General features: G+C 51.3%; 20 protein-coding genes. 10 read left to right on the forward strand and 10 right to left on the reverse strand.

The window, feature by feature from the left end; translation table 11 throughout:
* Positions 1-46: 46 nt before the first annotated feature.
* From PsWM33_RS00430 to PsWM33_RS00445, 4 genes are all read right to left on the reverse strand, one after another.
* Complete coding sequence (locus tag PsWM33_RS00430; protein WP_063298824.1) at positions 47-454, reverse strand: cytidine deaminase; 408 nt, start codon at positions 452-454, stop codon at positions 47-49.
* A 238-nt stretch (positions 455-692) separates the two neighbouring features.
* Entirely contained in the window at positions 693-1,463 is a 771-nt protein-coding gene (locus tag PsWM33_RS00435; protein WP_153039878.1) for a hypothetical protein, read from the reverse strand.
* A gap of 205 nt (positions 1,464-1,668) precedes the next feature.
* Positions 1,669-2,766 carry a site-specific DNA-methyltransferase gene (locus PsWM33_RS00440; protein WP_063298826.1) on the reverse strand — a complete coding sequence of 366 codons (1,098 nt, stop codon included), beginning with the start codon at positions 2,764-2,766 and terminating at the stop codon, positions 1,669-1,671.
* 424 nt (positions 2,767-3,190) lie between these two features.
* Positions 3,191-4,411, reverse strand: a complete 1,221-nt coding sequence (locus PsWM33_RS00445) for a glycerophosphodiester phosphodiesterase family protein (RefSeq protein ID WP_063298827.1) — start codon at positions 4,409-4,411, stop codon at positions 3,191-3,193.
* Between the two features lie 304 nt (positions 4,412-4,715).
* Here PsWM33_RS00445 and PsWM33_RS00450 point away from each other — a divergent pair, with 304 nt between their 5' ends.
* Complete coding sequence (locus PsWM33_RS00450) at positions 4,716-6,194, forward strand: AMP nucleosidase (protein ID WP_063293848.1); 1,479 nt, start codon at positions 4,716-4,718, stop codon at positions 6,192-6,194.
* Positions 6,195-6,257: 63 nt separating this feature from the next.
* Here the strand turns inward: PsWM33_RS00450 and mutY are convergent, their stop codons facing one another.
* Positions 6,258-7,310: an A/G-specific adenine glycosylase gene (gene mutY / locus PsWM33_RS00455; protein ID WP_063298828.1), complete on the reverse strand. Its 1,053-nt coding sequence runs from the start codon at positions 7,308-7,310 to the stop codon at positions 6,258-6,260.
* A 146-nt stretch (positions 7,311-7,456) separates the two neighbouring features.
* Between mutY and PsWM33_RS00460 the strand changes: the two genes are divergently transcribed.
* Entirely contained in the window at positions 7,457-7,984 is a 528-nt protein-coding gene (locus tag PsWM33_RS00460) for a DUF721 domain-containing protein (protein ID WP_208985563.1), read from the forward strand.
* Between the two features lie 35 nt (positions 7,985-8,019).
* Here the strand turns inward: PsWM33_RS00460 and PsWM33_RS00465 are convergent, their stop codons facing one another.
* Positions 8,020-8,511: a hypothetical protein gene (locus tag PsWM33_RS00465; RefSeq protein WP_153039879.1), complete on the reverse strand. Its 492-nt coding sequence runs from the start codon at positions 8,509-8,511 to the stop codon at positions 8,020-8,022.
* 509 nt (positions 8,512-9,020) lie between these two features.
* Between PsWM33_RS00465 and PsWM33_RS00470 the strand changes: the two genes are divergently transcribed.
* The 7 genes from PsWM33_RS00470 to PsWM33_RS00500 all read left to right on the forward strand — a co-directional run bounded on the left by PsWM33_RS00470 (position 9,021) and on the right by PsWM33_RS00500 (position 16,055).
* The gene (locus PsWM33_RS00470; RefSeq protein ID WP_063298830.1) at positions 9,021-9,662 is read left to right on the forward strand and encodes a DsbA family protein; all 642 of its coding nucleotides are present in this window, start codon (positions 9,021-9,023) and stop codon (positions 9,660-9,662) included.
* A 93-nt stretch (positions 9,663-9,755) separates the two neighbouring features.
* A complete protein-coding gene (gene smc, locus PsWM33_RS00475) occupies positions 9,756-13,214 on the forward strand; it encodes a chromosome segregation protein SMC (RefSeq protein WP_063298831.1) in 3,459 nt (1,152 codons plus the stop codon).
* A gap of 196 nt (positions 13,215-13,410) precedes the next feature.
* Complete coding sequence (locus PsWM33_RS00480; protein WP_108817844.1) at positions 13,411-13,785, forward strand: AtpZ/AtpI family protein; 375 nt, start codon at positions 13,411-13,413, stop codon at positions 13,783-13,785.
* Between the two features lie 52 nt (positions 13,786-13,837).
* The gene (locus PsWM33_RS00485; RefSeq protein ID WP_057462888.1) at positions 13,838-14,605 is read left to right on the forward strand and encodes a F0F1 ATP synthase subunit A; all 768 of its coding nucleotides are present in this window, start codon (positions 13,838-13,840) and stop codon (positions 14,603-14,605) included.
* A gap of 73 nt (positions 14,606-14,678) precedes the next feature.
* Positions 14,679-14,906, forward strand: a complete 228-nt coding sequence (locus tag PsWM33_RS00490; protein WP_063295525.1) for a F0F1 ATP synthase subunit C — start codon at positions 14,679-14,681, stop codon at positions 14,904-14,906.
* A gap of 100 nt (positions 14,907-15,006) precedes the next feature.
* Entirely contained in the window at positions 15,007-15,558 is a 552-nt protein-coding gene (locus PsWM33_RS00495; protein WP_063298832.1) for a F0F1 ATP synthase subunit B, read from the forward strand.
* Between the two features lie 11 nt (positions 15,559-15,569).
* Complete coding sequence (locus tag PsWM33_RS00500) at positions 15,570-16,055, forward strand: F0F1 ATP synthase subunit B family protein (protein WP_063298833.1); 486 nt, start codon at positions 15,570-15,572, stop codon at positions 16,053-16,055.
* A gap of 100 nt (positions 16,056-16,155) precedes the next feature.
* Here PsWM33_RS00500 and PsWM33_RS00505 read toward each other — a convergent pair whose 3' ends face one another.
* Both PsWM33_RS00505 and PsWM33_RS27810 read right to left on the reverse strand, forming a co-directional pair.
* Entirely contained in the window at positions 16,156-16,770 is a 615-nt protein-coding gene (locus PsWM33_RS00505; RefSeq protein WP_208994320.1) for a hypothetical protein, read from the reverse strand.
* A 10-nt stretch (positions 16,771-16,780) separates the two neighbouring features.
* A complete protein-coding gene (locus PsWM33_RS27810) occupies positions 16,781-17,131 on the reverse strand; it encodes a hypothetical protein (RefSeq protein ID WP_208994321.1) in 351 nt (116 codons plus the stop codon).
* A 437-nt stretch (positions 17,132-17,568) separates the two neighbouring features.
* Here PsWM33_RS27810 and PsWM33_RS00510 point away from each other — a divergent pair, with 437 nt between their 5' ends.
* Complete coding sequence (locus PsWM33_RS00510; protein ID WP_208994322.1) at positions 17,569-17,823, forward strand: hypothetical protein; 255 nt, start codon at positions 17,569-17,571, stop codon at positions 17,821-17,823.
* Between the two features lie 42 nt (positions 17,824-17,865).
* On the opposite strand, the gene PsWM33_RS27815 is transcribed toward PsWM33_RS00510, so the two are convergent.
* Together PsWM33_RS27815 and PsWM33_RS00520 are read right to left on the reverse strand one after the other, a co-directional pair.
* Entirely contained in the window at positions 17,866-18,168 is a 303-nt protein-coding gene (locus tag PsWM33_RS27815) for a hypothetical protein (protein WP_208994323.1), read from the reverse strand.
* A 426-nt stretch (positions 18,169-18,594) separates the two neighbouring features.
* Complete coding sequence (locus tag PsWM33_RS00520) at positions 18,595-19,248, reverse strand: ribonuclease HII (RefSeq protein WP_063298834.1); 654 nt, start codon at positions 19,246-19,248, stop codon at positions 18,595-18,597.
* Positions 19,249-19,272: the final 24 nt, after the last annotated feature.

Raw genomic sequence — 19,272 nt, forward strand, 5'->3', positions numbered from 1 at the left:
GAAAAGAGGAAGGCGGTCAGCGTAGAGCTGGCCGCCTCTTTGTAGACTACAAGGCCTCACCGTTCACGATTGACCAGTGATGAGGTTGAAGTTCTCGTAGGTTCTTAAAGATCAGCTTGTTATCACTATTGGAAACTGCTGCCTTCACATCCCCACCCCAATGCACCAACCGCTCCTGACAAATACCGCAGGGTGTTAATATAACAAAGGGGCTGTTCTCATCATCCCGGCAGATACACAGGGAATGGGTTACAACTTCATCCAGCTTATGCGCTTCCAGAATTGCACCTACTTCCATGCAAAGGGATAGGCCATCATTCTTGGTATCTGGTGCAATACTGGTCAGGATTTTGCCGCTCTCGGTTCTAATAGAAGCAGCACCACCCCACCCGGTAGGATAGCGGCGCTCAATCAGCAGCTTAGCTTCTTCAAATAGAGTTTGCTCAATAGTCATTCTGCCACGCTAAAGCTTCTGAGCGTATCAATCAAACTGTGTTCTATAGAACCTGGTTGGATCCTTATACCCTCAGTGAATTGCGAGGTTGCGGTGTGGGATCAGGATGTGGTTGTTGCTCCCGTTTAATAGGTTTTATGATGGGGTACTGGTGACCAGCCCAACAGCTGGCCACTTCGCGTTATATTGAAGCTCATTGCTATTCGGAATAAGTCTAAGGAAAATGGTTTTTATTTTCCTACTGAAACGTCCTGATACATGCTTGAATGAAGGCCGATTGGTTTGGTCGTGAATTGCCAAATGCGCCGACAGCGAAGTATTCCCTATTAGAAATAAGTGGCTGTTTTGGAGCCGTATTCAATTGCGTAAAGTCCGCGACATTCGGCAGAGTTTGTGGTGAGGTACCACATAACTCAAGCTTGGACATTAAGTCTGGTAGTGTGTTTTCGTAATATTTTCGCAGGTATATGTTTTTCATAAAAACATGCCCGGTATGAGCTAGATCGATTTCGCGAGGAGCATCGACGACATGTATTTCTTGGTATTGTTGGCCACCTGCGACTTGCTGGAAGAATATTCCATGTAGTGGCCCATCATTTACATAGTAGAGCAGATTGTCGCGGTTTCCGGGGGGATTAGCATTCATCTGCTGAATTCGGTTTGTTGAGATCTTGTTCTGGCCATGTAGCTGATCCACCCGATCAAGAATCTCGCGTTTCGTCGATCCTAGCAAATGAAATTTGATGTTATTATTATTTTGCTGGTTGTGTGCGAAGGTACTTGCATGATCCCAATTGCCGGCATACATCCCAACGACACGTGTATGACTTTGCTCTATGGCGAACCCATCTACATGAAGCGGACGAAATCGTGCAAATGAGCCGTCATCAGTCATGTAATAGCAGCTCGGAATTTGGTCTTCTGCAAGTCGATAGTTCTGAGTTGTATCGACAGAACCAAAAACCATATTGGTTTTCTTGATGAATGTAATTGGAACTGGTTGAGACACAGTGTTTTCTCCTTGTTTTTACAAAGAAGAAGACTGAAGTGCCACATGCTTCGTGAAACGCCGGGTCATGCAAGTTGCTGCTATCCTTACCAAACCATAAAAAAAGCCCCCGCCTATAAAGGCAGGGGCCAAGTCATATGGATATGAAGCAGGGACAAACCCTGTAAACCGTGGGGCGAGGTCGCCACACGAACTGTGTAAGACGCTACTTAGGCATTTGCGAGCGGACGACTTCCCGAAGGGCGTCAACCGGCTCAAGAGCCTTGCCACGTTTGATGTGCCAGAAGGTCCAGCCATTACAGGCTTGCTGACCCTGAACGAGCGCACCCACCTTATGAATGGATCCTGAATGCTCGCCGCAGATCAAAGAACCATCGGCGCGAACCGTAGCCTTGAAGCGTCCACGGGCATCGGTCAGTTCCGCGCCCGGTGTCAATAATCCTGTCTCCAACAAATTGCCAAACGGAACCCGTGGAAGGGAGCGCTTGCCTTGTGTCATCGCCAGAAAATCATCGTTGGCAGGTGTAACCCGGTCAATCCGTTCGGAAGCGGCTTTGATGTAAGAGTCTTCACGCTCACATCCCACAAAGTGGCGGCCAAGCTTCTTGGCAACAGCACCGGTGGTGCCTGTGCCAAAGAATGGATCAAGGACCACATCGCCCTGGTTTGAAGTGGAGAGCAGCACGCGGTAAAGCAAGCTCTCCGGCTTCTGAGTTGGATGCACTTTGTCGCCGTTGTCGTCCTTCAGGCGTTCATGACCAGTGCAGATAGGCAGCACCCAGTCAGACCGCATCTGAAGATCGTCGTTAAACGTCTTCATCGCATCGTAGTTAAAGGTCGGCTTGCTCTCTTGTGAAGGGCAGGCCCAGATGAGCGTCTCATGAGCATTAGTAAAACGTTTGCCACGGAAGTTCGGCATCGGGTTTGTTTTCAGCCAAACCACATCATTGTTGATCCAGAACCCAAGGTCCTGCATCACCGCACCAACGCGGAAAATGTTGTGATAAGAGCCAATAACCCAGATGGACCCGTTTGGCTTCAACACGCGGCGAACCGCCTGCAGCCAAGCACGAGTGAACTCATCATAAGCTTTAAAGCTGGAGAACTGATCCCAGTGATCATCGCAGGCATCTACCTTTGAATGATCAGGCCTGTGCAGATCTCCGCCCAGCTGTAGGTTATAAGGGGGATCGGCGAAAACCACATCCACGCTGTTGTCCGGAAGCTTGTTCAAAGCCTCAACACAGTCGCCCTTAATAATTGTATCAAGCCAGTCTGGCTTGGTGGAAATGTGGGGTGCCATCAAGGACACCCCTTCTTTACGCTGTACTCTCATTGCGACGCAACACCTCACGCAATTCATGAGTGCTATGGTTACCCACTATGGTAAACCAGAGGTTAATAGTGGATATCTTTTATTCTTTTGGAATCAACGCTTTATTTACAGATTCGAATATTCGTCTCGAAGTTAACTCCCATTAATATTCGACCGCGGATTCCCTTGGGGTAGATGTTTATGAGGAGTTAAAATGGCGAAAATAGAGAACTGAAATATTTTTTTGAGAGTCAAGCTTTTTTGCTGGCTAAAAAGAACAAGGTAAACGCACTGCGGGGACAGCGGGCAAATCGGTTAACGAGTGTGGCAGGGCTTACGCTGCGGACAGCGCAAAAAAAAGCGCGCCATGTAAGGCGCGCTTCCAAAATGCAAATCAGTGCAGGAGAGGGGCTTACTCAATCCCCATGCAGTTGGCGTAAAATGTCACTGTTGCTGGCCAGTCAGAAAACACACCGCTGACCTTCACGTCCTGTGCCAGCACATCCAGCAGCTCATAAACGCTGCCTTCGCTGGTGATCGCATTATTGATGCTGCGATAGTACCAGCCGCCTTTGTTGTGAGAGAGCAGGCCAGAGCGCTCCAGCGTCCAGGTGAAGATCTTGATGCCAGCCTCATTCGCAGCCTTTGCATAAGCCGACGGCACGATCTTCCCGTTATCCAGAGTGACAAGCATCCAAAGAGGAGGGGAGATATAGTTCACACCCATCTCTTTCAGCTCAGCCATGGACGGCTTGAAGCTGGTTGGATCAGATGTGTCAAAGCCCTGCATACGGAAACGGCCATCAAGGAACACGGCCTGCTTGCCAAACTCAGGCTCATTCTTGATCCAGTACAGCACATCATCCAAAAAGAAGGACTGCGGATAAACGTCAGAAGCTGGAATACCTGCTGCTTTATACTCTTCAATCAGCTTCTGAGCGAAATCTTCCTGAGAGAACCCGTCAAACGGCATCTTCACGCTCGGGCGCTTCAACTCCGGCGTAAACTTAACGCCCTGTTCTTTGAAGAGCTCAATGGACTGAGCATGGGTCATCAAAGTGCCACCAGCACCAGCTGCCGCATAAAGGTCTGTGCGCCAGTCAGCTGTGCCTTTCAGGAAGTCCTCAACCGTTGTTGCAGCTGGATTAGAGGCGTCCATCTTGCCGGTGAGACCTTGGAACTCCGCCAATGTGATCTCAGAGGTTCTGCACTCCGCCGCTGCTTTCTCGCCATTGGCAGCAGCAGTAAACGGAGCAACACACGTGCTGGCCAGATCGGTCGCGAGGATATCTGTGGTGGTCGCCAGATCATTTTGAGAATGACGGCAGACCAGCTCCTTATCTTTGGTGAAGGTAACATCGCATTCCTGCACACCCGCACCCATCACAGCCGCAGCTTGATAAGACTCTAACGTATGCTCAGGAAACTGCAGGGGAGCCCCACGGTGCCCGATCGTGAAACTGGAAGCCTTTGCAGGATTGCCGATACAGGCACGCAACTTATCCTTCAATGGGCTCTCTTGCATCTGTGCAACGAGAAAAGTAGGCCGCGGCCCCAACTGGGCAGCTTGTGCGCTCACAGTAAGGCAGGTGCCAGCCACCAAACCAAGCGCAGCAGTACGAACAAAGTGCATAAAAAGATCCCTCCCGATCATCTGAAGCGTAGTCCTACAAAGTGCCTCTAGAACTCGCCCATGCAATTTTCGGGATAGTTTTACAGAATAAACTGAAGGAGATAAGGGTAAATATGTAGCTATGAATCTCAATTCTGTGTGCAGAGCTGAATCTGACGCTGCGTGAAAATATCCTCACTCACTAAAAAATAAACCATATTTGTCCGCAGTTTGTCTTGACCCTGTCGTAAACATCCCTCAGATATATAGTGACACGAAAGAGGAGAAACCGAACGTGTCGACTATATCCGATAGCGACGTTGTGATGGAAAGCCGTTCCATCCGTACGCCTGAGACAATTCCCCCACAATCCTTTAAAGATGCCAGTGAAGCTGTTGCGCACCTGATCTATCTGTTTGATCGGGCGACTGACTTTCTACGTGAGAATTTTAAAGAGGCTGCACAGGGCAGCATGTCGGAAACCCGGGTCAGAGCATTTTACCCGGAACTGCGATTTGAAGTATCCAGCCACATCCGCGTTGATACGCGCCTGTCCTATGGCTTTGTGGCAAGGCCTGGCAAATATAAGACCACAGTCACTCGGCCAGATCTTTTTAAGAACTACCTGGAACATCAGATTGATCTTTTGATCAAGAACCATGGCCTTGAAGTGGTGATCGCTGAAAGTGATCAGCCGATCCCGCTGCACTTTGCCTTTTATGATGGCGCACACGTGGAAGGCGCTTTGCCATCCAGCGAAGAGCGCCCGCTGCGTGATGTGTTTGATGTGCCGGATCTTGCCGTCATGGATGATGCCATCTCCAATGGCACCTACCGTTCAAAAGATGGCTTTGAGCCGCTGGCGCCGTTTACGGCTCCGCGCGTGGATTATTCCCTGCATCGCTTGCAGCACTACACCGCAACCGCGCCGCGCTATTTCCAGAACTTCGTGCTCTTCACAAACTATCAGTTCTACATTGATGGCTTTGCGCAGATGGCAAAAGAGCTGATCAATGATCCGGAGAGCGGATATGTGGCCTTTGTCGAGCCGGGCAATCTCATCACCTATGCAGGTGATAAAGAACCGCGCGAAGGTGTGGCCCCGCCGCGCCTGCCACAAATGCCAGCCTATCACCTGCTGCGGGAGGACAACTCCGGCATCACCATGGTGAACATCGGTGTTGGCCCGTCCAACGCAAAAACCATCACCGACCACATTGCAGTGCTTCGCCCACATGCATGGTTGATGCTTGGCCACTGCGCTGGGCTCAGAAGCAGCCAGCAGCTCGGTGATTACGTACTGGCTCATGGTTATGTGCGTGAAGATAAGGTGCTGGATGCTGACCTGCCAACATGGGTTCCAATCCCGCCTCTGGCAGAAGTACAGGTCGCGCTGGAAGATGCCGTTGAAAAGACCACCGGTTACAGCGGCTATGATCTGAAGCGTGTAATGCGCACAGGAACCGTAGCCTCCATCGATAACCGCAACTGGGAACTGCGCGACCACCGCGAGCCGGTGCAGCGTTTCTCTCAGTCCCGTGCGATCGCGCTGGATATGGAATCCGCAACCATCGCCGCCAACGGTTTCCGCTTCCGCGTTCCCTATGGAACCTTGCTCTGCGTGTCAGACAAACCGCTGCATGGGGAGTTGAAGCTGCCCGGCATGGCGACAGACTTCTACCGGACGCAAGTGAATCAGCATCTGGAAATTGGTGTGAAGACCATGGAGGTCCTGAGGGAAATGCCGTTGGAACGGCTCCACTCTCGCAAACTCCGCAGTTTCATGGAAACAGCATTCCAATAAGCACCAATCAGCATCTGCAAGAATAAGAAAAGCCGGGCCCAGACCCGGCTTTTTGCTGCGCACTTAAATCACGCTGCCGGCCTTAAGTGCTTTCATCATCACTGTTGGCAGGGCTTCACCTTCCAACTCATCTGGCGCGGACCACCAATATCCGTCAGGCTCATCGTAATGAGCGGGTGCCTGTGCCTGCCAGACGCTCATTTCCAGATGGAAGTGCGTGAAGGTGTGCTTCACATCCTTCGGCGTACGCACCCAATCCGCAGTAATCGGAGCATGTGAGAGGTCTTCCATCGCTGCATCATCCGCCCAGTGGGTGGTGATTGGCTCACTCATGCCTGCAAGTAGTCCTTTATCTTGGCGTTTGCGCAAAAGAATGCGACCACGTGCGTCGCTGAGCAGAAAGGCCATGCCACGTCGTGTCGGTTTCACCTTCTTGGGGGCTTTGCGTGGCAGAGTGTCTGCAATGCCTTGCTTGCGACCCTCACAAACATCCATCCATGGGCAGATGCCACAGGCCGGAGACTTCGGTGTACAGATTGTGGCGCCAAGGTCCATGATGGCCTGCGCAAAGTCGCCGGGACGGTCATGCGGTGTCACTTCAGCCATCAAGGGCTTCACTTCAGCTTTGAGGGCAGGGAGCTCGGTCAGCAATGCGTGACGGCGGGACAGAACCCTCTCCACATTGCCATCAACCACAGCTGCATGGCGCCCAAAGGCTATCGTGGAGATTGCAGCAGCCGTGTAAGGACCGATGCCGGGGAGCTTTAAAAGCCGCTCTTCTTCCTCAGGAAAACGCCCATTGTGATGCAATTGGACAAATTTTGCACACTTATACAGATTTCTTGCACGGGAATAATAACCAAGCCCAGCCCACGCTTTTAGGATGTCTTCTTCCTCCGCATTGGCCATATCAGCAAGTGTTGGCCATGTCTTTATGAAGAGATTGAAGTAGTTTTTCACTGCCGCAACAGTAGTCTGCTGAAGCATGATTTCTGAGAGCCAGACATGGTAAGGGTCTGGTTTTACACCGGAAAGTATATCAGCAGGAGCTGTTCGCCATGGCAGTTGGCGAGAATTTCTGTCATACCAGTAAAGAACAACTAGATTATCTTGCATGGTTTTGTGGGTTAACCTTGGTTTTGATCCCTAAATAATTGGGGTTCCCTTGGTAATTCATGGTACCGCGGAAAACGGGACTGAATTAAGACTAATATAAAGCAATGGTCATATATGTGCCTTAATCTAATGGCGTGATGAAGACGATGAAAGCAACTGCGCAAAATCGGGTTTCCAGGAGATCAAGCCATCAGCTAAACGAGCTGATTGGTAAGACCATGCACCCTGTCGCGCGCAAGCGCGGATTTGCCAGTGCCGACCTTCTCACCGCCTGGCCAGAACTTGTCGGCAAGAAGTATCACGGAAAAGTACAGCCCGGTAGGCTTGTTTGGCCAAGAGCCAAAAGCTCTGAGGGAGAGCCGGTTGCAGAACCTGCAACACTTCTTGTTCATGCGGATGGCTCCACTGCTTTGTTCTTTACGCATGAAGCTCCACAACTGCGAGATCGGATAAACGCCTTTTTAGGCTGGAATGCGGTTGGCCGCATCAAGGTTGTGCAGCGTCCGGCGCTCAGAACCAAAAAGATCACACCAAAACCGCTTCGTGAGCTGTCAGAAATTGAAAACCGCCGCATCGAGCAAAAGGTTGCGTCAGTCTCTGATGAGCGGCTGAAGAATGCGCTGGAAAAGCTCGGCAAGAACCTCATTGCCCGCACACCTGCAAGCAACTCCTGATCCATCCTTAAAGACCTGCAGTGCTGAATGAGTGATTACTGGCTGACCACCAGATCATGACCCTTTGCGGTATATCCCAGCAAAAGGTCAGGGCGCTCCATCAAAAGATAGGCTGTCGTTGTTTCCTGCGCATTCCGCAGCTCAATGGTATCACCATTCACCGCCCACGCCGTCACGCTGCTCAGCTCTTCATTGGTGCAGCCGCTTGTTGCTGCATGCCCGTTTGGAAAACTGCTGGTCACAGCTGGTGTCACAACAGCGGCGCCTGACGGGGTCTTGCTAAACTGGACCCGACAAGGAGCTGAGCTGTTTCCGCTGCCCTCGCTGACGACCCAGTTCGTAGAGGTAAGTGCGCCCAAATCTGCCGTGCCAGTATAAATTGCATTGGATGTCGCAGGTATAGCGGTCGTTTCAATCGTTGTTTCTTGAGTAGTTGTAGGTATAGCTTCGACGAAATCTTCAGATACAGAGGCTTGGCAGGCAATCAGTGGTGTGCTGAGAAGCATTAAGGTAGTCAAGCGCTTCATAATGTATCCGTATATCTTGTTAGAGAGTTCTATAAATATTTAATAACTCATTAATGAGGCAAAAACAAAACAACACGAGAAATTATTGTTGTTTTCCATGCATAAATTCTGTGGGTATGTATTAGCAGTGCAAATTTAATCACAGCGGATATCTTGGAACGCTCTCTGCCCGTTTACCGCGAAATGGCAGAAGCTCTTTGTTTTAAACGAAGAAAATCGTTTTCTCGCCTAACGTATGCGTCAATCCGGCTGCCTTACCAAAATTTAATATGACTACTCAGGATATTCGGTAGCATCCGACAAGTATTTGCCATAGTTTCCTGAAAACCAATTGTTGCTGGAAAGCGAGCTGTGGGCATGGCTGTATTCTGCGGATGTTCACCAGTTTGTGATCAATGGCTCTTGGGTTGGAGTGGTTATACTCCAGACCAGATGCTGGCTGTCTTTATGGCGATAAACGCGCCGGGTCAGCCAACAGGGCAACACATTTTAACTTGGGATAGAAAAACGTGACACTCTCTCGCCGTAAGTTTCTTGAGCGCACCAGTGCTCTTACAGCCGCTTCTCTTGCCTTTGCCGCTATGCCAACTGTTGCCTCTGCACAGACCTATTCCGAGGCAGACCTGAATAAGGTTGGCCCGTTGGGTGATAAGGTTATCGGCAAGGCAGACGCTCCTGTCACTGTCATTGAATATGCCTCTTTGACATGTGGTCACTGCGCCAACTTCCACAACACCACATATAAAGAGCTGAAGAAGAAATACATCGACACCGGCAAAGTGCGTTTCATCTTCCGTGAATTCCCGCTGGATACAGTCGCCGCAGCTGGCTTTATGCTTGCGCGCTGCGCACCGGAAGACAAATACTTCGACATTATGTCTCTGATGTTCGAACAGCAGCGCAGCTGGGCATTCACCAATGATCCATACAGCGCCCTGTTGAATATGGGCAAGCAGCTCGGTTTCACTGAAGAAGCTGTAAAGGCTTGCTTGACGAATCAGGAAATACTAGACGGAGTAACCGAAGTTCGTGACTACGGCTCAGACACTCTGGGTGTAGATTCAACACCGACCTTCTTTATCAACGGTGAAAAAGTAAGCGGAGCACTCTCTCTTGAGGAGTTCAGCAAGTACGTGGATAAGAATCTGTAAGACAAGCGGGCAGCCCTCAGGGCTGAATCTCCTGCTCGCAGATCTATGCGCGTATGATCGCTTACACCCTGTTGTAAGAGTAGGGGGCGCTCTATGAAGTTTCAGCGCCTCCGTGTCCTTGGGTTCAAATCCTTTGTTGAGCCTATGGAGTTTGTCATTGAAGACGGCCTGACAGGCGTTGTCGGGCCCAATGGCTGCGGAAAGTCCAATCTTGTAGAAGCGCTGCGCTGGGTTATGGGAGAGAGCTCCTATAAGAACATGCGCGCCTCCGGAATGGATGATGTAATTTTCTCGGGCAGCCTCAACCGCCCGGCGCGTAACACAGCCGAAGTGACGCTCTTTCTCGACAACCAAGATCGAACAGCACCCACTGGATATAACGACAGTGACACGCTGGAAGTCACCCGCCGTATCGAGCGCGAAGCTGGCTCTGTCTATAAGATCAACGGCAAAGACGCTCGTGCAAGAGACGTACAGCTGCTGTTTGCCGACGCCTCCACCGGTGCGCGCTCACCGGCAATGGTGCGGCAGGGGCAAATCGGCGAGCTGATTTCGTCCAAACCAACATCGCGTAGAAAGATCCTGGAGGAAGCCGCAGGCATCTCCGGCCTGCACAGCCGCCGGAAAGAAGCAGAAATCCGTCTGCGGGCTGCTGAAACCAATCTGGAGCGACTGGAAGATGTGGTTGTTCAGATTGAGGGGCAACTCGACGGCCTGAAGCGGCAGGCAAGACAAGCCACCCGCTACCGCAACCTCTCCTCAGAAATTCGCAAGGCCGAAGCGACGATCCTATATCTGCGCTGGCAGGAAGCAACAGCCGCGCTGGATGCCGCCCGCAAGCAGTATGCGGATGCTGAGATCGGAATGCGGGACATTGCGGGTCTGCAGGCGTCTACAGCGAAAGAGCAGGCACTCGCTGCCCATGAAATCCCAAAGCTCAGAGAAGCCGCAGGTGGCGCTGCTGCTGCACTCCAGCATCTGATTATCGCGAAAAACGATCTTGAATCAGAAGACCGCCGGATCAGGGAAAAGCTGATGGACCTTCAGGCGCGTCTTGCTCAGATGGAGCAGGACATCGAGCGTGAAGCACAGCTTGCCAGCGAAAACACCAGTCATCTGGAAGAGCTGGAGGAGGAAAAACAAGAACTCCTCGAAGCTGCCGAGACTTTGGACGAGCGGGCGGCTGAAGCTGAAGAACTGGTGTTGATCGCGGAAGACAATCTCGATGCCAGCGAGATGAAACACTCGCGGATCACACAGGATCACGCCAGCCTCCTCGCCAAGCACACCCAGCTCGACAACCAGATCTCAGGCATTCGCCAGAAGAGCACCCGCTTCAAAGAAGAAGCAGACCGCTTCAAAGGCCAGCTTGAAGCAGTCGAGGCAGATATCAAAGCCGCCAGTGGCCCAAGCGATAAACGCGAAGAGCTGGAAATGGCTCTGGAAGAACTGGCTGAAGCAGAAGAAACCGCAGTCGAAGCAGAAGAAACTCTGGCAACGGCACGCGAAACGGAAAACAACTGCCGCACTCCATTGAATGAAGCACATTCAGCTCTTTCCAGATATGAGACAGAAGCCAAGACACTGCAGGCCGTCCTTTCTGCTGGCCAAAGCGGAGATTGGACACCTGCTGTAGACCGCATGAGCGTAAACCCGGGTTTGGAAACAGCGCTGGGTGCCGCCTTGGGCGAAGACCTTGATGCTGCAATGGAAGAAGATGCGCCGGTCCATTGGAGCCTGAATGCGGGGGTAGGCAGTGATCCTGCCCTTCCAGCAGGTGCGACACCACTTTCCGAATATGTGCAGGCGCCCAATGAGCTGGCACGTCGTCTCGCTCAGGTTGGGTTGATTGAGGCTGAACACGGCTCAGCTTTGTGCAAAGAGCTGAAAGTCGGCCAGCGACTGGTCAGCAAGCAAGGAGATCTGTGGCGCTGGGATGGTTTGATCATCGCAGCAGATGCACCAACACCAGCTGCACAACGTCTTGCACAAAGAAACCGCTTGGCGGAACTGGAAGACCTCGTCGAACAGACGAGGGATTTGGTGGAAGAAAAGAAAGAAGCGCTGGAAACCGCGACCGAGCACAGGCGTCAGGCAGAAGTTGCTGAACAGGACATGCGTCAAAAACTGCGCTTGGAACAATCTCGCATTGTCGCCTTGCGGGAAGAACTCGCGACTGCTGAGCGTGCCTTAACAGAGTTGTCGGTGCGTAAAACAACGCTTGAAGAACAGCTGCGCCGCGCAAATGAAGATTATGAAGAGACTGCAGCTTCGCTCGAAGAAGCCGAGAGCGCTCTGGAAGAACTACCGGATATTGCAGGCGTAACAGCTGAGTTGGAAAGCGCCTCCAAAGATGTTTCCGCCTGTCGTAGCAAACTGGCAGAGGCCAAAGGGGCCACCGATGCGCTGAAGCGGGAGGGGGAGCTGCGTGCGCGGCGCCTTGAAACCATTGAACGCGACAGACAGAATTGGGTTCAGCGCGCGCAAAACGCAGACAAGCAAATCTCCGTCCTGCGCCAGCGCCGGGATGATGCTGCGGAAGAGCGTCTAATCCTGTTGGAGAGCCCGGAGGAGATCGACCTCAAACGTCAGGACCTGATGAATGGCCTCACATCTGCAGAGAGTGCACGCAAGGCAGCTGATGACAAACTCGCGGAAGGTGAAAAGCGCCAGCTGATCGCCGACCAGAAGGCCCGTGAAGCCATGGAAGGCTTATCTGGTGCTCGCGAGCGCAAAGTCCGTGCCGAAGAGCGCCTTGAAGCAGCCAAAGAGCGCCGCCTGGAAATTGAACGCCGCGTGGATGAGGTGTTGGAGGTCAATGTCTCTCGTCTGCATGAGATGGCCGGGCTGTCACAAGACGCGCCTTTGCCGGATGCCGAAGGCGCCGAACGTAAGCTTGATCGTTTGAAGGCTGAGCGGGAACGTCTGGGAGGCGTAAACCTGCGTGCTGATGAGGAAATGCACGAAATTACAGAGCAGCGAGACACGCTGATCACCGAAAGAGACGACCTGATTGAGGCCATCAGGAAGTTGCGCACAGGAATCATGAACCTGAACAAGGAAGCGAGAGAGCGTCTCTTGAGCTCTTTTGATCAGGTCAACGACCACTTCAAGCGTTTATTCACACACTTGTTCGGCGGTGGAACAGCAGAGCTGAAACTGGTGGATGCGGAAGACCCGCTCGACGCGGGTTTGGAGATCTTCGCACGCCCTCCGGGCAAGAAGCCGCAGACCATGACACTGCTGTCAGGTGGTGAGCAGGCTCTCACTGCCATGGCGCTCATATTCGCAGTTTTCCTTACAAACCCTGCCCCAATCTGTGTTCTGGACGAGGTTGACGCTCCGTTGGATGATGCCAATGTTGAGCGTTATTGTGCTTTGTTGGAAGATATGGCGCAGAACACGGCAACACGTTTCACCGTCATCACGCACAACCCGATTACCATGGCACGCATGTCCAGATTGTTCGGCGTAACCATGGCTGAAAGAGGGGTCTCTCAGCTCGTATCAGTAGATCTTGAGACGGCTGAACGATTCACGGAACCGGCCTAAAATAGGGTACAATACGGGCTTGAAAGTATCCTTTATACGTATTCTCTGTTAGAAACTCTGGAAACTCTTTAGATATCAGTTATTTAGCTTAAGTAGCTCTAACCTTGACAGTGCAGATCACGAGCATTATGGTGCCCCCGACTTTCAGGGGCATCCATGTCTTTGAACTATCTGCCGGTATCTAGGAAGAATGAACATGTCTCCCGATGAGAATAAGCAGAGTGAAAAAGACATGAAAGAAACTGATCGTCACCTGTCTGAGCGGCTAGAAAAGCTCGGCAAAACGTTGGATACACGCTTGGACGAAGCCTCTGCTAAAGAGGAACCGAACAAGACCAGCGCGATGTCAGGCTTGTCACAGGCTTGGAAGATGTCTTCCGAGTTTATTGCCGCTATCTTTGTCGGGGGGGCACTCGGCTGGATGGCGGATAGCTGGATCGGGACCAAGCCGTGGGGGATGATAATTCTCCTTATGCTTGGCTTTGTTGCGGGAATATTAAACGTCCTTCGGGAGGCGGGCAAAGTCGCCGGTCCTGAAAGACGGATGAATTCCGGCAAGAAGCAGGACTAACTAATTCATCGCGCTCTTGCGCTCGTAAATTGGCACTTCAGGGGTACTACCTGTGGCTGGAAATTCAGGCAACGCGATCGATCCGATCCACCAGTTTCATATCTCCAAGATCTTTCCTGTGGAGATTGGCGGTGTTGATTTCTCCTTTACCAACGCTTCCTTGTTCATGGTTGTCACCGTCGCTGTAGCGACCTTGTTCCTCGTTCTGTCTACCAACAGACGTGGTCTGGTCCCAAGCCGCGCTCAACTCATGGCGGAAATGTCCTACGAGTTTGTTGCTGCCACATTGCGAGGATCAGCAGGCAATGACGGAATGCGGTTCTTCCCGCTCGTCTTCTCCCTGTTCATGTTCGTATTCGTTGCAAACATGCTCGGGATGTTCCCATACTTCTTCACCGTTACAAGTCAGATCATCGTGACATTTGCACTCGCAATTCTCGTGATTGGCACTGTAACGATCTACGGTTTCTTCAAGCACGGTGCAGGCTTCCTTAAGCTGTTCGTCCCAAGTGGTGTTCCAGTTGGGGTTATTCCTCTGGTGTCCACGATTGAAGTTATCTCTTTCCTTTCACGTCCAGTTAGCTTGTCCGTTCGTTTGTTCGCAAACATGCTTGCTGGTCACATCACTCTGAAGGTTTTCGCAGGTTTTGTTGTCATGCTCACCGGCTTCGGTGCAGTTGGCATCGCATCTGCGATCCTGCCTCTGATACTCACAGTTGCCATCACGGCTCTTGAGTTCCTCGTGGCATTCCTTCAGGCCTACGTCTTTACCGTTCTTACCTGCATGTATCTTGCAGATGCGCTCCATCCGAGCCACTAAGTAACGTGTAGAATCCGGGTTTCAAACCCAAAACAAAGTCATAGACGCTATTGCTAGTTTAGGAGCACTTGTCATGGATGCAGAAGCAGCAAAATACATTGGTGCCGGTATCGCCTGCCTTGGTATGGGTGGTGCAGCTCTCGGTCTTGGAAACATCTTCGGCAGCTTCCTTGCCGGCGCACTGCGCAACCCATCTGCAGCAGATGGACAGTTTGGCCGCCTCATCCTCGGCTTTGCTGTGACCGAAGCTCTCGGCATCTTCTCCCTTCTCGTCGCACTTCTGCTGCTGTTCGCAGTATAATCGACGACAACGATTAGAGCGTTTTATGGTGACGGTTCCTCTTGGTAGGGACCGTCTCTAAAATCATAAAACGTTACGAAGAGCGTTCACGGAGAAGTTGATGTCGAATACTCAAGGCAACCTGAATACAACTGCCGAAGTTGGCATTGTAGAGGATAGCGGTAGCTTTCCTCCGTTCGACAGCACGACTTACCCGTCTCAGCTGTTGTGGTTGGTTCTTTCCTTCGGCGTTTTCTACTGGGTAATGTCGAAAGTGGTCCTTCCACGCATCGGCGGTATCCTTGAAGATCGTCGCGATCGCATCGCAGGAGATATGGCAGAAGCATCCCGTCTCAAACAAGAGACAGATGAAGCCATTGCATCCTACGAAAGTGCTCTAGCCGAAGCGCGCAAAAAAGCCACTACCATGGCTCATGATGCACGCTCTAAGGTAAAAGCAGAGACAGAAAGCGCCCGCGCAGCGGCTGAAGAGCAGCTGGCAGCTAAGCTTTCCGAATCTGAACAGAGCATTTCCAAGATCACAGCTGAAAGCCTGTCTCATGTTGGCGAAATCGCTACAGAGACTGCAGGCGAGCTTGTGAAGGCACTTATCGGTGGCCGTGCTCCAGCGAAAGCTGAAGTTGCCAAAGCCGTTGATGCTGCACTTAAGTAAGGGGTGACAGAATGTTCGATGCAAGCCTTTGGGCACTCGTTGGTCTCATCCTCTTCTTTGTCCTGCTGTGGTACCTGAAAGTACCTGGCAAGGTTGGTGCAATGCTTGACCAGCAAGCGGACAACATCAAGCAAGAGCTTGAAGGCGCCCGTAAGCTGCGTGAAGAAGCTCAGGCTCTGATGGCCGAGTACCAGCGCAAGCGTAAAGAGGCTGAAGCGGAAGCAGATCAGATCGTTGCTGACGCAAAAGTTGAAGCTGATCGTCTGGCTGAAGAAGCCAAGGCAGCTCTCGAAGAGATGATTGCACGTCGCACCAAAGCAGCCGAAGCGAAAATCGCTCAGGCTGAAGCAAATGCGATTGCACAGGTTCGCTCCCGTGCTGCAGATGTTGCAGTTCAGGCAGCTGAAACCATCGTCGCTTCCAGCACTGCCAAAGAAGAAATTCAGGATAAAGTGCTCAAGCAGAGCATCAAACAGGTTTCTGAAAACCTGAATTGATCCTCAGAATTTCTGACAAGAATATCAAAAAAGGCTCCCGAGTTTCGGGAGCCTTTTTCTTTGTCTAAACATTACTTGGCTTCAGCGTCCTGATAGCGAACTAGACATGCCATTCAGCAAGTCCCAACCGTTCTGAGGTGTCGATTTTAATTGGCAATGGGCTGTCATCCGGCTGATGCATCAAAACAACATCCGCTTCTGTGCAGTGCGTCAACAACGCTATGATGCTGCCTGAGCTGAACGCATCAGCGTGAATGGTGTTCCCGGGCACCAGAATACCGCTGCCATGTGGAACAAGGAAGTTGGTGAGAGCAAACTGATCTTCTTCAAGCTGCGTCCCTACAGTGATCACAATCTCACTCTGTTCAGAAGCTGGCATGAACACATGCGGGAAGTCATGCGTTTCAATAAAGAAACCGTTCGCCACATCCAGCCGGTACTGCGGATAGGCCTTGCCAAACTCATACTCAACAGCATTCAGATTGCCATCAAACTTCAGCGGGACTGTCTGTCCGTCATCGAAGATTTTGACCCCGAAGGCCGCCGCTATGTTATCTCGGTTAGGACTGATTGGCGTCACAAGAGGAATGTCGAGGCTTGTCTCAGCGGAGGCAAACAGTCCGCTTGCCCCAAACACGTTTCCGGGTGCAGGAACCTGTACGGTTGATGCATCCAACCATCTGCCTTGCGTTTGCAGATAAGACCCATCAGGCAAATTCGCGATATCAGCAGGGGAGGTAGCAACTGACTAGTGTGTACCAGCTGTTTCCTGAGCTGGTTAGGAACGGGGCTTTGGCAGGCAACACTGCATCTTTGCCGCCCTCCACGACGTTGTGAAGCGCATTTGTCGTCATTCCGAGTTTGTCATTCACCACGCGATGAACAGAAACTGCAGCAAGACTGGAATCCACATGCCGCTCCGGAATAGCAGGATTGTATTTTACGTTGATACCAAGATCACCAAGATGACGTTCCTTATACGTCTCTTGGTGATCAGCAGGCTTGGCAGTGTTTTGAACCGCTTGTGGTTGGACTGGGAGGGTCTCGTTCCGCACGGCACCTGTGATAGCTGGCATTTCAATGCTCCTGAATTTAGAGTTGCAATGCCGCCATGGTGTGAGCTGTTACGCCTCTGGGTTGTGTAAAAATGCACTCAAAGGCGAGTAAGTGCCGCCAGGTCATTCAACTCTGCGTTATGATGCGAGAGCATTGGGAAAGTCTGAGTGCTTGAGTCCAAAGCAGCAATGCCTCTTTTGAGTTCGCTCTAACCGCTAGTCGAAATCATTGCTGTCAGTGCGAAACGCACATTTCCATTCACAATTCTAATCGATCACATGAACACCAATAGTGGCGTCCCTAAAATAAGTGCCGACCTCACACGAATTGGGGAAAGTTCTGCCGTCCTAGGCCAAACGAGTACCTCAAGAACAACGGTTTCCTGCGCTTCCTAGTGGCATAAGTCTTGCGTGATTGAATTCTGAATTTTGCTTAAATTATGAGTTTTGATCAAATGATGAGCCACGCTAATTTTTCACTCACCAAACCACTTGCTTCTCTCAATGCTGTTCGCATTGAGGATGATGAAGTAAGGCCAATCAACGCAGAAGAAACGCGCAGTTTTATTGAGTTGGCAAATGTGGAGTCGGACAAGTTCTACACCAAAGGCACACCAATCAAGCTAGACACGAGCGGATCATCGGCGGAGATGATTGATATGCAGCGTTTACTTTTGCAAACGCAGGAAATTTGGCAAAAGCACTTTGGATGATCTACAGGCACGATTGTCACCGTCTAAGAGGTTGAAACCAACTCAGAGACGCTTTCTGTGCTGGGTTGGTCGCGTTGCTTTTACGAAGAACCAGATCGTCTGAACCCCAAGCAGAAAGATGTAGACTTTGAATATGGTGAAAGGGAACAGAGACATAGCGATTAGATCTGCAAAAATGTTTCTCTGATTCAAAGTCTTTAACTGCGGATCGTCTTTAGTCTGAAGAGAGTAACCAAACCCATCAAACTGGAAATAGACACCAAGGTGTTCTGCTTCCTGAGTGGATGCTGGAAGGTAGTGGCCGAAGCATTTCTCGACGACTTTTGGCGATTGAGTTTCGCCCAATAGTGATCCGCTGAATGAATACAGCTGGTAGCTCGGACTTGAAGCGCGCTTGTGCGTGCAATCAATGACACGAGTATCCGGAAAGATCCTGAATACTCCGGTGACTGCCGTCTTTCCTAAAAAGAAACCAGAAAGAAATCCATGCTCTCGATGGTAAATCTGTATGCGATTCTAATAGGGCACATAGGTTACAACAAAATCACCATCAACTGACAGTTCAGTATGTTCCACGAGTGGAAGTTCGACATGTGTAAGTTTGTCCCCACCATGGAAATAAGCAACTCCATGAAACAGAAAGCTCAGGAATAGAGATAGGGCAAAATATAAAAAGAAACAGCGCGCGAGTCTGTTTGTAAATAACTGGTTTAAATCGTCGGATGTCATAATATTACTCAGAAAGCATCCCTTGTCTTCAAGCTGACCGAACTACCCCTCAATCATCTCCCGAATAGGTCGGAAGGAGCAGCGGTGGAGCGGTGTTACGCCGTGTGCTGCCAGTGCTTCCTGATGTTGTTTGGTGCCGTAGCCTTTGTGTTTGGCGAAGCCGTATTCTGGGAAGTACCTGTCCATCTTCACCATCAGGCGGTCACGGGTCACCTTGGCAACGATTGAAGCGGCTGAGATGGCTAGGCAGCGGCCATCACCCTTGATCAGGGCTTGCCCTTCCTGTGGCAAGTGATGGGGCACATCCTTGCCATCAATGAAGAGCCGTTTCACCGGAACGCTGAGCGAGCGGGCGCAGGTGCGCATGCCCTGCAAGGTTGCTTCGCGAATGTTGATCCGGTCAACGGTCTGCGCACTTTGCACGCACACACTCACATCAGCCATCTCAAGGATCTGCTCAAAGAGCTCCTCGCGCTTGGCCTCTGTCAACTTCTTGGAATCGTTCAGCCCCTCTGGCAGGTTGTCGTAGTCAAGGCTGGCTGCAGCAACCACCACAGGGCCAGCCCATGGTCCACGCCCAGCTTCATCAATACCGGCAAATCGCCCTTGCAGATCTTGCTCGACGGAGCGCTCAAAGCGCAGATCCGGAGCATCAGGGAAGGCGATATCAAAGAGGGAGTTTGCAAAATACGACATGCCCCTCTTTGCCATGCAGCCCGG

The sequence above is a fragment of the Pseudovibrio sp. WM33 genome, from assembly GCF_001623165.1.
In the GTDB taxonomy this organism is placed as follows: domain Bacteria; phylum Pseudomonadota; class Alphaproteobacteria; order Rhizobiales; family Stappiaceae; genus Pseudovibrio.

What these genes read in the sequence shown, in the direction of transcription:
- PsWM33_RS00490 (WP_063295525.1), top strand. Translation starts at nt 14,679, where the DNA reads ATGGATGCAGAAGCAGCAAAATACATTGGTGCCGGTATCGCCTGCCTT.
- PsWM33_RS00520 (WP_063298834.1), bottom strand. Translation starts at nt 19,248, where the DNA reads ATGTCGTATTTTGCAAACTCCCTCTTTGATATCGCCTTCCCTGATGCT.
- PsWM33_RS00440 (WP_063298826.1), bottom strand. Translation starts at nt 2,766, where the DNA reads ATGGCACCCCACATTTCCACCAAGCCAGACTGGCTTGATACAATTATT.
- PsWM33_RS00480 (WP_108817844.1), top strand. Translation starts at nt 13,411, where the DNA reads ATGTCTCCCGATGAGAATAAGCAGAGTGAAAAAGACATGAAAGAAACT.
- PsWM33_RS27810 (WP_208994321.1), bottom strand. Translation starts at nt 17,131, where the DNA reads ATGCCAGCTATCACAGGTGCCGTGCGGAACGAGACCCTCCCAGTCCAA.
- PsWM33_RS00460 (WP_208985563.1), top strand. Translation starts at nt 7,457, where the DNA reads ATGAAAGCAACTGCGCAAAATCGGGTTTCCAGGAGATCAAGCCATCAG.
- smc (WP_063298831.1), top strand. Translation starts at nt 9,756, where the DNA reads ATGAAGTTTCAGCGCCTCCGTGTCCTTGGGTTCAAATCCTTTGTTGAG.
- PsWM33_RS00450 (WP_063293848.1), top strand. Translation starts at nt 4,716, where the DNA reads ATGGAAAGCCGTTCCATCCGTACGCCTGAGACAATTCCCCCACAATCC.
- mutY (WP_063298828.1), bottom strand. Translation starts at nt 7,310, where the DNA reads ATGCAAGATAATCTAGTTGTTCTTTACTGGTATGACAGAAATTCTCGC.
- PsWM33_RS00500 (WP_063298833.1), top strand. Translation starts at nt 15,570, where the DNA reads ATGTTCGATGCAAGCCTTTGGGCACTCGTTGGTCTCATCCTCTTCTTT.
- PsWM33_RS00510 (WP_208994322.1), top strand. Translation starts at nt 17,569, where the DNA reads ATGAGCCACGCTAATTTTTCACTCACCAAACCACTTGCTTCTCTCAAT.
- PsWM33_RS00495 (WP_063298832.1), top strand. Translation starts at nt 15,007, where the DNA reads ATGTCGAATACTCAAGGCAACCTGAATACAACTGCCGAAGTTGGCATT.
- PsWM33_RS00430 (WP_063298824.1), bottom strand. Translation starts at nt 454, where the DNA reads ATGACTATTGAGCAAACTCTATTTGAAGAAGCTAAGCTGCTGATTGAG.
- PsWM33_RS00445 (WP_063298827.1), bottom strand. Translation starts at nt 4,411, where the DNA reads ATGCACTTTGTTCGTACTGCTGCGCTTGGTTTGGTGGCTGGCACCTGC.
- PsWM33_RS00465 (WP_153039879.1), bottom strand. Translation starts at nt 8,511, where the DNA reads ATGAAGCGCTTGACTACCTTAATGCTTCTCAGCACACCACTGATTGCC.